This is a genomic window from Streptomyces sp. NPDC002088 (genome assembly GCF_040296605.1).
GTDB lineage: Bacteria > Actinomycetota > Actinomycetes > Streptomycetales > Streptomycetaceae > Streptomyces.
The window spans coordinates 163,315-181,157 of sequence record NZ_JBEOXO010000003.1; the positions used below are offsets into that span (position 1 = coordinate 163,315).

Here is a 17,843-nt window from a genome sequence, read left to right on the forward strand (position 1 = left end):
GGGCCGTGCGCCCCGGTCCCGCCGAACGCTTCCCGGCCGCAGCGGAGTTCACGGACGTGTGGTGGGCGGTGACGTCAGGGGCCGGGCGAGCTCGGATGTCTTGAGCGCCACCGGATCTCGCCGTCCTGCTGTTCGTCCGTCGGGGCGAGCCCGGCCGCCGCTGCGACGGCGGCGGAGGCCCGGTGGGCGGGGTGGATGTGGGCGACGATCGTGGGGACGGACCGCTCTCGCAGCCACGCGACGAGTCCCCGCGCGGCCTCGGAGGCGTACCCGCGGCCCTGCCAGGGTGTGCCGACGACCCAGGCGATCTCCGCGACGTGTTGCCCGGTGACCGTGGCCTGGACGGTGCCGACGAGACACGGGTCCCGGCGCTGTCGCAGTACCCAGTTGCACCAGGTGACGGACGGGTCGGGGGAGCCGGCGACGAGACGTTCGTAGCGGGCCCGCAGGGCCTCGGGCGTGTGGGGCGAGCCGCCGATGAAGGCGTGCAGGGCCGGATCGGACAGGACGTCGGCCATCTCCCGGGCGTGGCCGACGCGCAGGGGGAGGAGTTCGAGGCGGGCGGTGCTGATGGGCTCGGTGCTGATGGGCTCAGTGCGCACGGCGGTTCGAGTCTCCCGAAAACGCGTCAGCCGGTGACCTCCGTGAGGAGGTCACCGGCTGACTGATCAGGGTGAGTGACGGGACTCGAACCCGCGGCATCCTGGACCACAACCAGGTGCTCTACCAGCTGAGCTACACCCACCATGGACCGTCGGTTGACTTTTCGGTTTCCCCGACCGGCCGAGAAAAAGTGTACAGGGTCCGAAGGGGTGCTCGCGCACGGCTTTTACGGCGCCCCTTCACGGGACCCTCTTACGCCTGCTGAGCAGGCAGGACGTGCTTCGCCGCGATCGTCCTCGCGGTGTCCGAGTCGGGGCCGGGCTGAGGGACGAAGATGGCCTCGCGGTAGTAGCGCAGCTCGGCGATGGACTCGCGGATGTCGGCGAGGGCGCGATGGTTGCCGTTCTTCTCGGGGCTGTTGAAGTAGGCCCGCGGGTACCAGCGCCGGGCCAGCTCCTTCACCGAGCTGACGTCCACGATCCGGTAGTGGAGGTAGTCCTCCAGCGTCGGCATGTCGCGCAGGAGGAAGCCGCGGTCGGTGCCGACCGAGTTGCCGCACAGTGGGGCCTTGCCGGGTTCCTTGACGTGCTCGCGCACATACGCCAGGACCTGCGCCTCGGCGTCCGCCAGCGTCGTGCCGCCGGCCAGCTCGTCGAGCAGGCCGGACGCGGTGTGCATCTGGCGCACCACCTCCGGCATCGTCTCCAGCGCGGAGTCCGGCGGACGGATGACGATGTCCACACCTTCGCCGAGCACGTTGAGCTCGGAGTCGGTGACGAGGGCGGCCACCTCGATGAGAGCGTCGTCGGACAGCGAGAGGCCGGTCATCTCGCAGTCGATCCACACCATGCGATCGTTCATATGTCTAACCTTACGGCGCGCCGCCGCGGGCTGAACCGATCGTGCGATGACCTTGTGAACCGGGGCACGGGAAAGGGGCGGCCGGCGACCGGAAAATCCGGCCCCAGCCGCCCCACACCGCTCATTCCGTCACGTAGCGCTCCGCTGCCCGGGCAGGCTCGCCCGGCTCGGCACGTACGAGTCCCGGCCGTTGTCCCCGGACCCGGCCCCGGAGCCGGACGCCGACGCGGCCAGCGCCGCGGGTGCGCGGCGGGTCTGGAGCGGGACCGGGCCGCCCTCCGGATGCAGCCCGGGCGGCGGACCCGCCTGGATCGGTGCCGTCGGGCCTTCGCTCTCCACCGGCTTCTCGCTCTGCGGGCGGCGCGCCCGGTACGCGGCCCGGTACGCGGCCGGCGACGAGCCCAGCTGGCGGCGGAAGTGCCCGCGCAGCGCCACCGGCGAGCGGAAGCCGCAGCGGCCCGCGACCTCGTCCACCGAGTAGTCCGACGTCTCCAGCAGGCGCTGCGCCTGCAGCACGCGCTGAGTGATCAGCCACTGCAGGGGAGCGCTTCCGGTGAGCGAACGGAAACGGCGGTCGAAGGTGCGCCGGCTCATGTACGCGCGCGCGGCGAGGGTCTCCACGTCGAACTGCTCGTGGAGGTGCTCCAGCGCCCAGGCGACGACCTCGGCGAGCGGGTCGGCGCCGATCTCCTCTGGTAAAGACCGATCGAGGTAGCGCTCCTGACCGCCGCTCCGGCGCGGCGGGACCACCAGTCGGCGGGCCAGCGCACCGGCCGCCTCGTTGCCGTGGTCCGTCCGCACGATGTGCAGACACAGATCAATTCCGGCCGCCGTGCCCGCCGATGTCAGGACGTCTCCGTCGTCCACGAACAGCTCGCGTGGATCGACGTGCACCGACGGATAGCGCTTGGCCAGCGTCGGCGCGTACATCCAGTGCGTGGTCGCCGGGCGGCCGTCCAGCAGGCCCGCGGCCGCCAGCACGAAGGCGCCGGTGCACAGCCCGACTATGCGGGCGCCTTCCTCGTGCGCCCGGCGCAGTGCGTCGAGCGCATCCTCCGGCGGCGGCGAGGTGATCGAACGCCAGGCGGGCACGACGACCGTGCCTGCCCGCGAGATCGCCTCCAGGCCATGTGGCGCGGTGAGTTCCAGGCCCCCTGTGGTCCGCAGCGGGCCTTCCTCGCCGGCGCACACCAGCAGTCGGTAGCGCGGCACGCCGGCGTCCTGGCGGTCGATCCCGAACACCGACAGCGGTATGGAACTCTCGAAGATGGGGCCGCCGCTGAACAGCAGCACCGCAACGATCTCCTTGCGGCGTCGCCCGGAAAGCTTCCGGGCCGCGGCTTCCGGCGCGGCAGCGGAGTCGTGGCTCATACTGCTAAGCCCCCCTCGGTGGTCGCGGCTCCTCGGTTGTGTCGCTCCTGCACGTTTCCCCTCGGTCCTGCACGAGTCCCCCGCCGTAAGACAGTCAAGATCGAATCTACTGTGTCGCGTGGTGCCGACGTGACCAGTTCGCCATCCGGCACATTGTCGACATGGCAACTTGGCGTAAAGCATTCGATCACGAAGCGTTGCACTAGTGGGCCGTGCAGGGAAGTGCGCCTCGTCGTGGTGGCCAATCCCCGTAGGGTGCGCGGGGTCCCTGAGGCTCTTTCCGTGCAGGTCGAACGGGGCGTGGGGGGTGGTTCCGGCACGGGATGCACAGAGGCGAGAAGTTGGCTGAAAAGAACCGGGCGCGTGCATAAAAACCGGTCAGTCGACCGGTGTACTCCCGCCAGAGTGCCGCCCGCCCCTGTGCGCCCCCGTACCGGCCCTGTGGTGGCGGCCGCGTGGGGGTGCTGGCGGCGCCTCCTCCATGGCGCGCAGCCGGGCCGCGCCCTGCTCGGACCTGCGCAGCAGGAGCCGGCACACGGCCGTGACGGCCGCGAGACCGAAGGCCGTACCGGCGGCGCCGGCGAGCGAGGAGCCGTACCAGAGGAGTACCACCGGGACCAGTACACAGCTGAAGGCCGCCCAGCGGACCACGTCGCTCGCCGTGTCCGGCGTCGGCGGGGTGGCGCGTGGCGCCTCGGGGCCGGTGCGAGGTGAGGACATGGCGTGCTCCCTGTGGCGGTCGTTCACGGGGGTTCAACGCCTGTTCGAGCGCTCGGTCACCGCGGGCGGGTAAGTGAATCCTGTGCAAACCGCCTGTACGGGGCAGCAACCATTGCGTTACGGGCGCCCCCTCGTGCATGCTCCGGGGAACCCCCAGGAAGCTTGCGCGGGATCTGGGCGAAGGAGGCGTGCCGCCGTACCCTTGGGGGTATGGGGTTGGGAAGATGATTCCCGGACACGCCTCCGCCGCAGCCCGTCGTCCCCACCCACGAGGACCGAACGCCGAGACACCCATGGCCGCTCACGAATTCTTCGAACCCGCGGACCGCAAGCGGCCCGTCGCCGACCCCACGGCGGCCGAGCCCCTGGCGGCGGAAGAGCCACGCCACTCGTGCGACCCCGCCTTCAAGCATGGCGTGGTCGTCGGCTTCGACGGCTCCACGTCCAGTGAGCGTGCCCTCGCGTACGCCATCGGCATGGCCCATCGCTCCGGGGCGGGCCTGATCATCGTCCATGTCGCCAATCGGCTGCCCACCACCGTGTGGGCCGGCTGCGAGCCGCCGGTCTTCGTGGACGTACCGGACCACCGGACCGAGGTCCTCGGGCTCGAGCTCGCGTGCGCGGAGTATCTCGCCGAGGTGCCCTGGATCCTGGTCGAGCGCGGTGGCGACATCTGCCACGAACTCGAAGAGGTGGGGCGGGAGTACGAGGCCGACGCGATCGTCGTCGGGTCCACGCACGGCATCGTCGGGCGGATCTTCGGGTCGGTCGCCGGGCGGCTCGCCAAGCGGGCCAAGCGGCCCGTCATCGTCATCCCGTAACTCGCTCCCGTCCTGGGTGAGATGCCTTCCGGGCAGCGTCAACTCCCTTTGTGCGCCACATAAATCTACTCGCGCGTAGAAGTGTTTGTGCCCTTGTGAAGGGCATATATCGCTCACCGTACAACTGCACATGCATGAAGGGAGCCCGCCGTGGACAACGACGTCTCTGCGGGAAGCACCACCACGATCGTCGGCCGACTCGCCCTGGGAATCACCCTGTTGGCGTTCGGGCTCGGATACACGGACGTGATCGACGGCGTGACGGCGGCGGACGCCGTGTCCCTCGCCCACTACGTGGGCGGCGTCGCGCTGTTCATCGCCGGACTGCTCGCCCTGCGCGACCGCGACACGGCCAACGGCACGGCCTACGCGGTACTCGGCGCACTCTGGTTCACCTGGGCCGTCTCGGCCGGCGCCCAGGTCTCCGACAACGCCGCGGGACTGTTCCTGCTCCTGTTCGCCCTGGTGGCGCTCAGCCTCGCCCTTGCGGGCGGCGACCAGCTCGGTCAGGGCACCTACGGGCTGTTCTTCGTCTCGCTCCTGCTGCTGGCCGTCGCCCAGTTCGCGGACAGCGGCAGCCTGACCAAGGCCGGCGGCTGGTTCGCCGTGGCCGCCGGAGCGGTGGCCTGGTACGCGGCGACTGCGGCTCTTGCCCACTGGCCCACGGCACTCCCGCGACGCGCCGCCGGCCGGGGGGTGACGGCCACCGGTTGAGCTGCGCCGGCCGGGGGTTGGGCGACCCCCGGCGACAGAGGCGGCACCCCACGTGCAGGTGGCACACGTGGGGTGTCGCCCTGTTTGTTCTGCCTGTGCGGGTGCGTGGGGGTCGAGCGCGCCCACGCGGCGGAGCCGCACATCGATGCAGCCCCGCGCCCCTTGAGAACGCCTACTCGACCGTTACCGACTTGGCGAGGTTCCTGGGCTTGTCGATGTCTCGGCCCAGGGCCTTCGCCGTGTGGTAGGCGAGGAGCTGGAGCGGGATGCCCATGAGGATCGGGTCCAGTTCGTCCTCGTTCTTCGGCACGACGATCGTCTGGTCGGCCTTCTCCTGCTCGCGGTGCGCGACCGCGAGGATCTGGCCACTGCGGGCCTTGATCTCCTCCAGGGCCGCGCGGTTCTTCTCCAGCAGGTCGTCGTCCGGGACGATCGCGACCGTCGGGAGGGCGGGCTCGATCAGGGCGAGGGGGCCGTGCTTGAGCTCGGAGGCCGGGTAGGCCTCCGCGTGGATGTAGGAGACCTCCTTGAGCTTCAGCGAGGCCTCACGGGCCACCGGGTAGCCCCGGACGCGGCCGATGAAGAGCATCGAGCGGGCCTCGGCGTACTGCTCGGCCAGCTTCTTGATCTCGTCCTCCTGCTCGAGGATCTCGGAGATCTGCGCGGGCAGCTTGCGCAGGCCCTCGATGATCCGCTTGCCGTCGCGCACCGACAGGTCACGGGTGCGGCCGAGGTGCAGGGCGAGCAGCGCGAAGGCCACGGTGGTGTTGGTGAAGCACTTGGTGGACACCACGCAGACCTCGGGGCCCGCGTGCACGTACATGCCGCCGTCCGCCTCGCGGGCGATCGCCGAGCCCACGACGTTGACGACGCCCAGCACCCGCGCGCCCTTGCGCTTCAGCTCCTGGACGGCCGCCAGCACGTCGTACGTCTCACCCGACTGCGAGACGGCGATGTACAGCGTGTCGGGGTCGACGACGGCGTTGCGGTAGCGGAACTCGGAGGCCGGCTCGGCGTCCGCGGGGATGCGGGCCAGCTCCTCGATCATCTGGGCGCCGATCATGCCCGCGTGGTACGAGGTGCCGCAGCCGAGGATCTTCACGCGGCGCACGGCGCGCGCCTCACGGGCGTCCAGGTTCAGGCCGCCGAGGTGGACCGTCGAGAACCGGTCGTCGATGCGGCCGCGCAGCACGCGGTCCACGGCGTCGGCCTGCTCGAAGATCTCCTTGTGCATGTACGTGTCGTGGCCGCCCATGTCGTACGACTCGGCCTCCCACTCCACGGTGGTCGGCTCGGCGGTCGTGCGGGTGCCCTCGGTGGTGTATGTACGGAAGTCGTCCGCCTTGAGGGTGGCCATCTCGCCGTCGTCCAGCGTCACTATCTGCCGGGTGTGGGCGACCAGCGCGGCCACGTCGGAGGCGACGAACATCTCCTTCTCGCCGATGCCGAGGACGACCGGGGAGCCGTTGCGGGCGACCACGATGCGGTCGGTGAAGTCGGCGTGCATCACGGCGATGCCGTACGTGCCCTCGACGACCCGCAGCGCCTCGCGGACCTTGTCCTCCAGCTTCTCCTGCTGGGAGCGTGCGATGAGGTGGGTGAGCACCTCGGTGTCGGTCTCGGAGAGGAACTCGACGCCGTCGGCCTCGAGCTTCTTCCGCAGGTCGGAGGCGTTGTCGATGATGCCGTTGTGGACGACGGCGACCGTGTTGTCGGCGGACATGTGCGGGTGCGCGTTGACGTCGGACGGGGCGCCGTGGGTGGCCCAGCGGGTGTGGGCGATACCGGTGGTGCCCTTGAAGCGCGCCGGGACCTTGGCCTCGAGGTCGCGGACCCGGCCCTTGGCCTTGACCATCTTCAGGCCGGCCGTCTTCGGGGAGGTGACGACTATGCCCGCGGAGTCGTAGCCGCGGTACTCCAGGCGCTGCAGGCCTTCCAGCAGCAGAGGGGCGACGTCACGCTTCCCGATGTATCCGACAATTCCGCACATGTATGGGTATTCCTCAGCTTTGTTGGTCAGCCGTAGACCATGCGGCGCAGCTGCCTGAGCGAGAGCTCCGGCGGCGCCACCGCGCGGTATTTCAGGTCCGCCTCGATCCGTTCGAAGATCGTCGCGTTCACCAGGCCCTGGGCCTGGAGCTCACGGTGGCGGCGACGGACGAAGTCCTCGGTCGTCTCGTCGAAGTAGGCGAGCACGTCCTGGACCACCCGCAGCGCCTCGCCCCGGTTGAGGGTCGTGGACCGCGTCAGATGATCAACAAGTTCGTCGTGCACCCGGTAGATCCTGGGGTACCGGCGGCGGTTTCGCAAGAATCCTGCCCGATTTCGGGCAACAACCTGTTGAACCTCTCATGAGGGGCTGTTCGCCGGCTGTCCATCCTGTGTCCTGAAATCCGTCGCCTTGGGAGACGAGTTTCAGACGCCATGGACATTCCTCGCATGGGAGTACCGGAGCAGCTGGCCGAGCGCATGAGCATGGCCGAGCAGCACGAATACCTGCACGCCAAGTTCTCACGGCGCACGATGATCAGAGGCGGCGCGGTCACGCTGGGCGCCGTCGCGGGTGGCGCGTTCGTGACGGGTGCCACCGCCCAGGCCGCCGTGCCGGCCCAGGCCACCGCCCCCGCGGCCGAGACGGTCGACGGCGCCCTCGTCGCCCCCTTCGGCCGCCACCTCGCCTACGGCAACGACCCGCGCACCGAGATCACCGTCTCGTGGCAGGTGCCGGTCGCCGTCAAGAAGCCGTTCATCCGCATCGGCGCCCACCCCTGGGACCTCTCCCGCAAGATAGAGGCCGAGGTCCGCACCCTCTACACCCCGGCCGGCGTCGGCGCGAGCGCCAACCACACCCAGTACTACCTGCACGCCAAGCTCACCCACCTCAGGCCCGGCCAGACCTACTACTACGGTGTCGGCCACGCCGGCTTCGACCCGGCCGCCCCGCACCTGCTGGGCACCCTCGGCACCTTCACCACCGCCCCCGCGAACAAGGCGCCCTTCACCTTCACCGCCTTCGGCGACCAGGGCGTCAGCTACCACGGCCTCGCCAACGACAGCCTGATCCTCGGCCAGAACCCGGCCTTCCACCTGCACGCCGGCGACATCGCCTACGCCGACCCGTCCGGCGCCGGCAAGACCGCCGACACCGGCTTCGACTCGCGCGTGTGGGACCAGTTCCTGTACCAGACGGAGTCGGTCGCCAAGCAGATCCCGTGGATGCCCGCCTACGGCAACCACGACATGGAGGCCTGGTACTCGCCCAACGGCTACGGCGGCGAGGAAGCCCGCTGGAACCTGCCGGACAACGGCCCGGACAAGACGAACCTGCCCGGCGTCTACTCCTTCGTCTACGGCAACACGGCCGTCATCTCGCTCGACGCCAACGACATCTCCTTCGAGATCCCGGCCAACCTCGGCATCTCCGGCGGCACCCAGACCAAGTGGCTCGAGGCGCAGCTCAAGAAGTTCCGCGCGTCGGACGACATCGACTTCGTCGTCGTCTTCTTCCACCACTGCGCGTACTGCACCTCCACGGCGCACGCCTCGGAGGGGGGCGTGCGACAGGAGTGGGTGCCGCTGTTCGAGAAGTACACCGTGGACCTGGTGATCAACGGCCACAACCACGTCTACGAGCGCACGGACGTCATCAAGGCGGGCGCGGTCGCCAAGAAGCTGGAGATCGGCGGCACCGCCTACCCGGAGACGGACGGCGTGGTCTACGTCACCGCGGGCGCGGCCGGCCGCAGCCTGTACGCGTTCAGCGCCGACCAGTCCTACGAGGGCCATGAGAAGGACAACGAGGCGGTCAGCTCGTTCGTCTGCCTCAAGGACGGCAAGCAGAGCGAGACGGTCGCCTGGTCGCGCGTGCGCTACCTCGACTACTCCTTCCTGCGCGTCGACGTCACCCCGGCGGCCAAGGGCCGTACCGCCACCCTGACGGTGCGCGGCCTCGCCGAGACCGGCGAGCAGGTCGACCACTTCACGGTGGCGCGCAAGGCGAAGTAGTCCAGGCCGGGCAGGCGGTCCTCACATCCGCTTGAGGATCGCCTGCTTGGCCATCGTGAACTCCTCGTCCGTCAGGACGCCCGTGCGGTGCAGCTCGCCGAGCTCGCGCAGCCGCCGCAGCAGCGCGTCGTGCCCGTCCTCGGCGGCGGGCGCGAGCTGCCGCGGCCCTTCGGGTCCCGACGGCCCCACGTCCGTGACGGCGGCCGCGGCCGGATGCGGCAGCCGCGCCTGCACGGCCGCCGCGACCAGCGCCATCAGCGGGTCCTTCTTGAAGCCCCACAGCTCCACGGAGTTCGGGTCGTACTTCGGCGGGGCCTTGGTGGGCGCGTTCCGCACGGTGAAGCGGAGATAGCCGTTCTCCAGGCCGGCCGCCGGATGCCACTCGACGGCCGCGATGTCGGAGACGGCGAGGGTGCGGGTGCCGGCCGCGGCCTTGGCGTCCTCCGTCTTCCAGTTCCACTCCAGGCGCACCTGGTCGCCGTCGAAGCTCGCGGTGCCGTCCCCGGCGGACACCGACAGCGGCACGGACGGGCCGGGCAGCAGGAACCCGGCGACGGGGTCGGACGGAACCTGGTCCAGCAGCAGCGCGTTGCGGACCTCGTCCGTGAAGTACTCGGCGACGCCGTAGCGGTCGGACTCGACGAGCAGCTGGTAGGGATCGTGCGGCTCGGCGAGCCGGCCGCCGGTGGCGTGCAGCAGCGGGTCGGCGCCGTCGCGCAGCCGCAGTCTGAGCCGCCCGGTCTTCTTGCCCTGTTCGAAGGAGACCGCGGCCAACGCACCGAGGGGGACGACGAGTTCACCCAGGGTCTTGCGCAGCAGGCCGACGTTCTTGTCCCGTCCCGGCGTCAGCCGCAGGGCGTCGCCGTCGAAGGCCCAGGTGCCGTCCTTCTGGATGATTTCCGCCATGAGGGGGATTGTTCCATCGCTTCCGCGAGAGAGTGGTCTATACCCATCCTGGGTTCACCACCGAAGGGAGCGCATGTGAGACGGCACCACAGAACGACTCCCCGTATCAGCCGACTTCTGGGGTCGCTGCTGCTCGTGGCGGCGGCCGGGGCCTTCACCGTCGGGTCGGCACCGGCACCGGCACCGGCACCGGACCCGGCTCCGGCCCCGCTCGGCCGGGTGGTCCCGGCCCCCGCCTCGGTCGAGCCGGGCACATCCCCGTACCGCGTCACCGGCGGCACCGGCATCCGGGTGGACGACTCGCGTGAGGTCCGCCGTATCGGCGCGTACCTCGCGGACGTCCTGCGGCCTTCGACGGGCTACCCTCTGCCGGTCACCTCGCACGGCCAAGGCGGTATCCGACTGCGGCTGGCGAAAGGCCCGTTCGGCGCCGAGGGCTACCGGCTGGAGAGCGGCCGCAAGGGCGTCACCATCACCGCCGCCGAGCCGGCCGGCCTCTTCCACGGCGTCCAGACCCTGCGCCAGCTCCTCCCCGCGGCCGTCGAGAAGGACTCCGTACAGCCCGGGCCGTGGCTGGTCGCGGGCGGCACCATCGAGGACAGCCCGCGCTACGCCTACCGCGGCGCGATGCTCGACGTCTCCCGCCACTTCTTCACGGTCGCCCAGGTCGAGCGCTACATCGACGAGCTGGCCCTCTACAAGGTCAACAAGCTGCATCTGCACCTGAGTGACGACCAGGGCTGGCGCATCGCGATCGACTCCTGGCCGCGCCTGGCGACCTACGGCGGCTCGACCCAGGTCGACGGGGGCAAGGGCGGCTACTACACCAAGGCCGACTACAAGGAGATCGTCCGGTACGCGGCCTCGCGCTACCTGGAGGTCGTCCCCGAGATCGACATGCCCGGCCACACCAACGCGGCCCTCGCCTCGTACGCCGGACTGAACTGCGACGGCGTGGCGCCCCCGCTCTACACGGGCACCGACGTCGGCTTCAGCTCGCTGTGCGTCGGCAAGGACATCACGTACGACTTCGTGGACGACGTCGTCCGTGAGCTGGCAGCGATCACCCCGGGCCGCTCGCTCCACATCGGCGGCGACGAGGCGCACTCCACGAGCCATGCCGACTACGTGAAGTTCATGGACCGGGTGCAGCCGATCGTCGCCAAGTACGGCAAGACGGTGATCGGCTGGCACCAGCTGACCGGCGCGACCCCGGCCCAGGGCGCCCTGGCGCAGTACTGGGGTCTGGACGACACCAGCGAGGCGGAGAAGGCACAGGTCGCGAAGGCCGCGCAGAACGGGACGGGGCTGATCCTGTCCCCGGCCGACCGGATGTACCTCGACATGAAGTACACCGCGGACACCCCGCTGGGCCAGGACTGGGCGGGCCTGGTGGACGTGAAGCGGTCGTACGACTGGGATCCGGGCGCCTATCTGCCGGGAGCGCCCGCCTCGGCCGTGCGGGGCGTCGAGGCGCCGCTGTGGACCGAGACGATCCAGAGCTCCGCCGATATCGAGTACATGGCCTTCCCGCGCCTCGCGGGTGCCGCCGAGCTCGGCTGGTCGCCGGCCGCCACGCACGACTGGGACGCCTACAAGGTGCGGCTCGCGGCGCAGGGGCCGCGGTGGGACGCGCTGGGTATCGGGTACTACCGGTCGCCGCAGGTGCCCTGGCCCGCGCGGTAGTTGGCCCGCGCGGTAGTTCAGGCAGGCTGACGGGCGCCCCGGAGGACCGTACTCCGGGGCGCCCGTCCGTCTGTGCCAGGGACTACAGCCCTGCGATGGGGTTCTTCAGGTTGCCGACCAGCTGCAGTGCGCCGGACGGGTCCGCGAGGTCCACCATCTGCTTGTTGTTGCGCAGCTGGAGCCGGTTGAGGCAGGACAGCGCGAACTCCGGGGCGAACATGTCGTACTGCCGGAACTTGTCGGCGAGTTCGGGCACCGACTCCTGGTAGTCGCGGGTGACGTCCGCGACCGTGCGCCAGAAGTCGTCCTCCGTCAGGATTCCCTCGGTGGCGAGGTTCGCGGCGAGGAAGCGGAAGAAGCAGTCGAAGACGTCCGTGAAGATCGACAGGAGCTTCTTGTCCTCCGGGACCTCGACGCGCAGCCGCTCGACCGTCGGCGGCAGCACCGCGTCCGCGTCCATCACCGCGATCTCCTCGGCGATGTCCTTGTAGATCGCGCGCTGGACCACGCCGTCCTTGAGGACGAGGATCACGTTCTCGCCGTGCGGCATGTAGACCAGGTCGTAGGCGTAGAAGCTGTGCAGCAGCGGGGTGAAGTACGCCCGCAGGTAGCGGCGCAGCCACTCCTTCGGGGTCAGCCCGGACTGCTCGATCAGCGCGCCGGCGAAGGACGTGCCCTCGTGGTCCACATGGGCGAGGGAGGCCATCGTCGCCAGGGACTCGCCGTCCTGGAGCGACGCCACCGGGCTCTCCCGCCACAGGGCGGCGAGCATCTTGCGGTACGGCGAGTAGCGGTCCGTGGCCGCCTCGTACTCCAGGTGCCGGTAGCCCACGGCCGCCCGCTCGCGGATGATCGACAGGCCGGTCGACTTCAGCACCGGGTCGTTGTCGATGAGCTGCGCGAGCCAGTCGTTGATCGCGGGGGTCGCCTCCATGTACGCGGCCGAGAGCCCGCGCATGAAGCCCATGTTGAGGACGGACAGGGCCGTCTTCACGTAGTGCTTCTCGGGGTGGGAGGAGTTGAAGAAGGTCCGGATGGACTGCTGGGCCAGGTACTCGTCGTCGCCCTCGCCCAGGCAGACCAGGTTCCGGCGGGCGACCTCGGCGGCGAAGGTGACGCTGAGTTTGTTCCACCACTGCCAGGGGTGGACGGGGATGAGGAGGTAGTCGTCGGGGTCGAGGCCTTGGTCGGAAAGTGTGACGCGGAAACGGTTCAGCGTCACACTTCCCAGCTCGTCCCTCAGGAAGGACTCGTACTCGATCCCGACCCCCGCCGTGAACGCGGCCCGCGAGCGGTGCGCGGCCAGCCACACCAGGCGGACCGGGCTCGCGGTCTCGGGGGCGTACGACAGGTACTCGTGGATGCCGAAGCCGAGCCGCCCGTTGTTGGCGACGAAGCAGGGGTGCCCCTCGGTCATGCCGGTCTCGATCGCCTGGAAGCCGCTCCGCGCGAGCTCGGCGGACGGGATCTGCGGCTTGGCGAGCTTGTAGCAGGTGCCGGAGAGGGTGGAGGAGATCTCCTCCAGGTAGACCGGGAGGATCTCGTCGCTCAGCCCCAGCGCCGTCTTCAGCTCGATGAAGAAGTCCAGGGCGGCGAGGGGGAGGTCGACGCCGTCTCGATGACGGGATATCGAGTCGGCGTCGACCTGCCAGTGGTCGAGGGCACGCCGGACGGCGGTGAACCCGTACCGGGTCAGACCGTCGTCGCTGCGGACCTCGAAGCGGCCGTCGGCGGTGGCCTCCGGCGTGATGAGCCGCTCGTGCGCGAACTCGGCGAGGGCCTTGCGGACGAGGAGCCGGTTGGCCTTCTCCCAGCGTTCGGGGGAGAGGTGGGCCACGGCGTCGGAGAGGGTCATGCGGTCACCGCCTTCTCGAACTGCTCGCGGGTGCAGAAGCTCAGCAGTGCCTTCTTCTCCGGCTTCTGGATCTCGTGGTCGGGCACGAACCCGACGGCTTCGTTGAGGGCGTGCACGGCCTTGTTGCGCACGTCGGGCTCGACGACGACCCGGGCGGTCGCCGGGTCCTCGAAGAGGTGGGCCATCACGGCGGTGATGACCGCGCGGGTGAAGCCGTGCACGGGGGTGTCGGACGGGGCGACCAGGAAGTGCATGCCGACGTCGCCGGGCCGCGGGTCGTACAGGCCGACCAGCTCGCGGTGGGCCGGGTCGTACTTCTCCATCAGGAAGGCGGGGACGCCGTCGTGCAGACCGAGGAGCGCGTGGTGGTGCTCGTCTGCCGCGATCTCCATGTACGCGCGCTCGACGTCCTCCAGTTTCGCGTCCTGCATCATCCAGAACGCCGCCTTGGGGTGGGTGACCCAGGAGTGCAGCAGCTCGGCGTCCTTCAGGGGGTCGAGCGGGCGCACGGTGAAGGTTCCGGTGACGGTGCTGGTGGTGGTGCTCATACGGCGAACTCCTGGAACGCGATCTTCTTCTCGACCGGGTAGTACTCGCTGCCGAGCAGCTCACGGATGATGTACGCGTTGCGGTACGCGCCCATGCCCAGGTCGGGGGACGTGATGCTGTGCGTGTGGACGCCGGCGTTCTGGAGGAAGACGCCCCGGCCCGTCACATCGATCGCGTAGTTGCGGGCGACGTCGAAGTTGCCGTGCTCGTCGTAGCGGAGGCGGTCGCGGACCGGCTCGAGGAACTCCGGCTCGGCGTACTTGTAGCCGGTGGCCAGGATCAGGCCCTGGGAGCGCAGCTCGTAGTCCTTCTCCTGCTCCTCCTGGCGGAGGGTGAGGGTGTACGTGCCGTCGTCGTGACGCGCGCTGTTCAGCGACGAGTTGGTGAGCAGACGGGTGGGGACCGGGCCACCGAGGTTCTTCTGGTAGAGGAGGTCGAAGATCTCGTTGATCAGGTCGCCGTCGATGCCCTTGAACAGGCCCTTCTGCTCGGCGGTGAGGCGGTAGCGGGTGTGCTCCGGCAGCTCGCGGAAGTAGTCGATGTACTCCGGGGAGGTCATCTCCAGCGTGAGCTTGGTGTACTCCAGCGGGAAGAAGCGCGGGGAGCGGGTGACCCAGTTCAGCTGGTAGCCGTGGACGTCGATCTCGCTGAGCAGGTCGTAGTAGATCTCGGCGGCGGACTGGCCGCTGCCGACCAGCGTGATCGACTCCTTGCGCTGCAACTCCGCCTTGTGCCGCATGTAGCGGGAGTTGTGGATGAAGTCGCCGCCCAGGTCCCGGCAGGCGTCGGGGACGTAGGGCGGGGTGCCGGTGCCGAGGACCAGGTGGCGGGCGCGGTACGTGTCGCCGGCCGTGGTCCGTACGAGGTAGTGCCCGTCCTCGTACGTCACCTCGGTGACCGTCGTGCTGAAGCGGACGCTGCTCAGTTTGTTCGCGGCCCAGCGGCAGTAGTCGTCGTACTCGACCCGCAGGGGGTAGAAGTTCTCGCGGATGTAGAACGAGTACAGCCGGCCCCGCTCCTTCAGGTAGTTCAGGAAGGAGTACGGGGAGGTCGGGTCGGCGAGGGTGACCAGGTCCGACATGAACGGCGTCTGGAGGTGGGCGCCGTCGAGGAACATGCCCGCGTGCCACTCGAAGTCCGGCTTCGACTCCAGGAAGACGCCGTCGAGTTCGGCGATCGGCTCGGTGAGGCAGGCCAGGCCGAGGTTGAAGGGACCGAGCCCGATGCCCACGAAGTCGTAGGTCTTTTTCACGGAGGCGGTGGGCTCAGGAAGCGCGGTCAAGGGACTCTCCCAGGTACTGCTCGGCATGGCCGGCGATCAGGTCGAGAACGGCGGCGATGTCGTCGGTCGTCGTCTCGGGGTTGAGCAGGGTGAACTTCAGGTACTGGCGGCCGGCGACCTTGGTGCCCGCGACCACCGCGTCGCCGGAGGCGAACAGGGCCTTGCGGGCGTACAGGTTGGCCCGGTCGATCTCGGCCGGGTCGGTGACGGCGGCCGGGATGTAGCGGAAGACCAGGGTGGACAGGGACGGCCGGACGACCACGTCGAAACGCGGGTCGGCGGCCAGCAGCTGCCAGCCCTCGGCCGCGAGGTCGCAGACCTCGTCGAAGAGCTGCCCGATCCCGTCGGCACCCATCACGCGCAGCGTCATCCACAGCTTGAGCGCGTCGAAGCGGCGGGTGGTCTGGAGGGACTTGTCCACCTGGTTGGGGATACGTTCCTGCACCATGCGGCGCGGGTTGAGGTACTCCGCGTGGTAGGTGGCGTGGCGCAGCGTGGAGGCGTCGCGGACCAGGACGGCGGAGGAACTCACCGGCTGGAAGAAGGACTTGTGGTAGTCGACCGTGACGGAGTCGGCGCGCTCGATGCCGTCGATGCGGTCCCGGTACTTCATCGAGGCGAGCAGGCCGCAGCCGTAGGCGGCGTCGACGTGCATCCACGCGCCGTACTGGGCGCAGAGCTCGGCGATCTCGGGCAGCGGGTCGATGGAGCCGAAGTCGGTGGTGCCGCCGGTGGCGACGACGGCCATGGGGATCAGGCCGTCCTTCTTGCAGCGCTCCAGCTCGTGGGCGAGCGCGACGGTCTGCATGCGCTTGTCGTGGTCGACGGGGATCGACACGACCGAGTCCGCGCTCAGGCCGAGCAGTTTCGCCGACTTCTGCACGCTGAAGTGGCTGACCTCGGAGGCGAAGACGCGCAGTCTGGCGAGGCTGTCGGTCTTGGCTTCCTCGCGGGCGAGGAGCAGCGCCTGGAGGTTGGACTGGGTGCCGCCGGAGGTGAACACGCCGTCGGCGGCCGGGCCGAGGCCGATGCGGGCGGCCGTCCAGTCGATGAGTTTGCGCTCGATGAGGGTGCCGCCGGCCGACTGGTCCCAGGTGTCCAGGGAGGAGTTGACGGCGGAGAGGACCGCCTCGCCGAGCACGGCCGGGATCACGACCGGGCAGTTGAGGTGGGCGAGGTAGCGGGGGTGGTGGAAGTAGACCGCGTCGCGGAGGTAGACGTCCTCGAGTTCGTCCAGGACCGCCGAGGTGTCGTGCAGCGGCTTGTCGAGGTCGATCCGCTCGATGCGGGGAGCGAGGGCGTCGACGGTGACGCCGGTGAACGGCCGGTCGGTGGTGGCGAGTTTGGCCGCCACCCGCTCGACTCCTTCGGTCACGGAGCGACGGTAGTCCTCCGCGGTGAGGTCATTGAGCAGGTGCGAGCGCATGTGGGGGTCCTCCGGAGGGGAAGAGTCCGTGCGGGACGGGGGAGAGCGGCGAAGCTCCAGGCTTCAACTTAGGTAAGCCTAACCTAATTAACTCGGTTGAAACGCCGACTCTCCCGTGACTGCGATCACTTCAGGCGCAGTTACTCCTGTCGGCGCAGTTACTCCTGCTCGCGCAGCTGTTCCTCGGTCAGGCCCTGACGCCAGTAGCCCACGAAGGTGACCCGGCGGCGGTCGATGCCGCGTTCGCCGACGAAGTGGCGGCGCAGCTGCTTCACACAGGCGGACTCGCCCGCGATCCAGACGTACGGCCTTTCAGCGGGCGGGAGTTGGGCTTCGCGCAGGGCGCCGAGGGCCATGGGGGACCCCTCGGCGCTGCTTTCGTCCTGGACGAGCCAGGTGACCTCGGCGTCGGCCTGCGTCGCCAGGTCCTGGACGGCGCCCGGGTCGTGCACCTCCAGCCACACCCGGGCGCGGGTGCCGGCCGGCAGGGACTCGAGGATCGCCGAGGCGGCCGGGAGGGCGGTCTCGTCGCCCCAGATCAGCACCAGGTCGGTGTCCTCGGGCGGGCGGAAGCGGATCGCGCGGTTGTCCGCGATCGCCGGGCCGAGCAGCTGGACACGGTCGCCCGTGCTCGCCCGGGACGCCCAGCGGGAGGCAGGGCCCGCGGGGGCGGTCGCGCCCGGCTCCATGCCGTGCAGCACGAAGTCGATGTCGATCTCGGTCGTGTTGCCGAGCGCGTCCCGTCGCAGGGCCCGCAGGGTGTACGAGCGCATCACCGCCCGTACGTCGTCCGGAAGTTCGCGCCACCCCTGCCACCAGCCGTCGCCGAGCTCCACCGGGACGGCCGGCTCGCTCTGGCCGGGGTGCGGCAGGAACAGGGACAGGCTCTGGTCGCGCCCGTGCGAGTGGAAGAACGCGAGGTCGGGCCCCGCGAAGGTGACACGGACCAGAGACGGGCCGAGCCGCCTCGTCCGTACGACCTGGAGGGAGAAGAAACGGAACGGGGCGGCTACGGCCGTGGTCATGAGTGCTCCTGAGGCTCAG

At 69.7% G+C, this 17,843-nt stretch carries 16 protein-coding genes and 1 tRNA gene; 4 read left to right on the plus strand and 13 right to left on the minus strand.

Annotated elements, in window-relative coordinates; translation table 11 throughout:
• Positions 1-74: 74 nt before the first annotated feature.
• From ABT114_RS08110 to ABT114_RS08130, 5 genes are all read right to left on the minus strand, one after another.
• Positions 75-602, minus strand: a complete 528-nt coding sequence (locus tag ABT114_RS08110; protein WP_351139847.1) for a GNAT family N-acetyltransferase — start codon at positions 600-602, stop codon at positions 75-77.
• Between the two features lie 70 nt (positions 603-672).
• Positions 673-745 (minus strand) — tRNA-His (locus tag ABT114_RS08115).
• A 110-nt stretch (positions 746-855) separates the two neighbouring features.
• Complete coding sequence (gene orn / locus ABT114_RS08120) at positions 856-1,464, minus strand: oligoribonuclease (RefSeq protein ID WP_351139849.1); 609 nt, start codon at positions 1,462-1,464, stop codon at positions 856-858.
• A gap of 129 nt (positions 1,465-1,593) precedes the next feature.
• Positions 1,594-2,835, minus strand: a complete 1,242-nt coding sequence (locus ABT114_RS08125) for a helix-turn-helix domain-containing protein (RefSeq protein ID WP_351139850.1) — start codon at positions 2,833-2,835, stop codon at positions 1,594-1,596.
• 378 nt (positions 2,836-3,213) lie between these two features.
• Positions 3,214-3,555: a hypothetical protein gene (locus ABT114_RS08130; protein ID WP_351139851.1), complete on the minus strand. Its 342-nt coding sequence runs from the start codon at positions 3,553-3,555 to the stop codon at positions 3,214-3,216.
• A gap of 293 nt (positions 3,556-3,848) precedes the next feature.
• Here ABT114_RS08130 and ABT114_RS08135 point away from each other — a divergent pair, with 293 nt between their 5' ends.
• Positions 3,849-4,376: a universal stress protein gene (locus ABT114_RS08135; protein ID WP_351139852.1), complete on the plus strand. Its 528-nt coding sequence runs from the start codon at positions 3,849-3,851 to the stop codon at positions 4,374-4,376.
• 150 nt (positions 4,377-4,526) lie between these two features.
• A complete protein-coding gene (locus ABT114_RS08140; RefSeq protein WP_351139854.1) occupies positions 4,527-5,090 on the plus strand; it encodes a GPR1/FUN34/YaaH family transporter in 564 nt (187 codons plus the stop codon).
• A gap of 172 nt (positions 5,091-5,262) precedes the next feature.
• On the opposite strand, the gene glmS is transcribed toward ABT114_RS08140, so the two are convergent.
• Together glmS and ABT114_RS08150 are read right to left on the minus strand one after the other, a co-directional pair.
• On the minus strand, positions 5,263-7,080 hold the full coding sequence (gene glmS, locus ABT114_RS08145; protein ID WP_351139855.1) for a glutamine--fructose-6-phosphate transaminase (isomerizing): 1,818 nt from the start codon (positions 7,078-7,080) through the stop codon (positions 5,263-5,265).
• A 26-nt stretch (positions 7,081-7,106) separates the two neighbouring features.
• The gene (locus tag ABT114_RS08150) at positions 7,107-7,364 is read right to left on the minus strand and encodes a hypothetical protein (RefSeq protein ID WP_351139857.1); all 258 of its coding nucleotides are present in this window, start codon (positions 7,362-7,364) and stop codon (positions 7,107-7,109) included.
• A gap of 165 nt (positions 7,365-7,529) precedes the next feature.
• Here ABT114_RS08150 and ABT114_RS08155 point away from each other — a divergent pair, with 165 nt between their 5' ends.
• Complete coding sequence (locus ABT114_RS08155) at positions 7,530-9,095, plus strand: purple acid phosphatase family protein (RefSeq protein ID WP_351139859.1); 1,566 nt, start codon at positions 7,530-7,532, stop codon at positions 9,093-9,095.
• 21 nt (positions 9,096-9,116) lie between these two features.
• On the opposite strand, the gene ABT114_RS08160 is transcribed toward ABT114_RS08155, so the two are convergent.
• Entirely contained in the window at positions 9,117-10,001 is an 885-nt protein-coding gene (locus ABT114_RS08160; protein WP_351139861.1) for a DUF4429 domain-containing protein, read from the minus strand.
• 75 nt (positions 10,002-10,076) lie between these two features.
• Here ABT114_RS08160 and ABT114_RS08165 point away from each other — a divergent pair, with 75 nt between their 5' ends.
• The gene (locus ABT114_RS08165) at positions 10,077-11,687 is read left to right on the plus strand and encodes a beta-N-acetylhexosaminidase (RefSeq protein WP_351139863.1); all 1,611 of its coding nucleotides are present in this window, start codon (positions 10,077-10,079) and stop codon (positions 11,685-11,687) included.
• An 82-nt stretch (positions 11,688-11,769) separates the two neighbouring features.
• On the opposite strand, the gene ABT114_RS08170 is transcribed toward ABT114_RS08165, so the two are convergent.
• The 5 genes from ABT114_RS08170 to ABT114_RS08190 all read right to left on the minus strand — a co-directional run bounded on the left by ABT114_RS08170 (position 11,770) and on the right by ABT114_RS08190 (position 17,824).
• Complete coding sequence (locus tag ABT114_RS08170) at positions 11,770-13,542, minus strand: IucA/IucC family protein (protein WP_351139865.1); 1,773 nt, start codon at positions 13,540-13,542, stop codon at positions 11,770-11,772.
• Positions 13,539-14,090, minus strand: a complete 552-nt coding sequence (locus ABT114_RS08175; RefSeq protein WP_351139868.1) for a GNAT family N-acetyltransferase — start codon at positions 14,088-14,090, stop codon at positions 13,539-13,541. The genes ABT114_RS08170 and ABT114_RS08175 overlap by 4 nt, the downstream gene beginning before the upstream one ends.
• Positions 14,087-15,373, minus strand: coding sequence for a lysine N(6)-hydroxylase/L-ornithine N(5)-oxygenase family protein (locus ABT114_RS08180; RefSeq protein WP_351139870.1), 1,287 nt, complete (start codon positions 15,371-15,373; stop codon positions 14,087-14,089). Before ABT114_RS08180 ends, ABT114_RS08175 begins: the two co-directional genes overlap by 4 nt.
• A complete protein-coding gene (desA, locus tag ABT114_RS08185; RefSeq protein WP_351139872.1) occupies positions 15,357-16,799 on the minus strand; it encodes a lysine decarboxylase DesA in 1,443 nt (480 codons plus the stop codon). The genes ABT114_RS08180 and desA overlap by 17 nt, the downstream gene beginning before the upstream one ends.
• A 158-nt stretch (positions 16,800-16,957) precedes the next feature.
• Complete coding sequence (locus ABT114_RS08190) at positions 16,958-17,824, minus strand: siderophore-interacting protein (RefSeq protein ID WP_351139875.1); 867 nt, start codon at positions 17,822-17,824, stop codon at positions 16,958-16,960.
• Positions 17,825-17,843 lie beyond the last annotated feature (19 nt).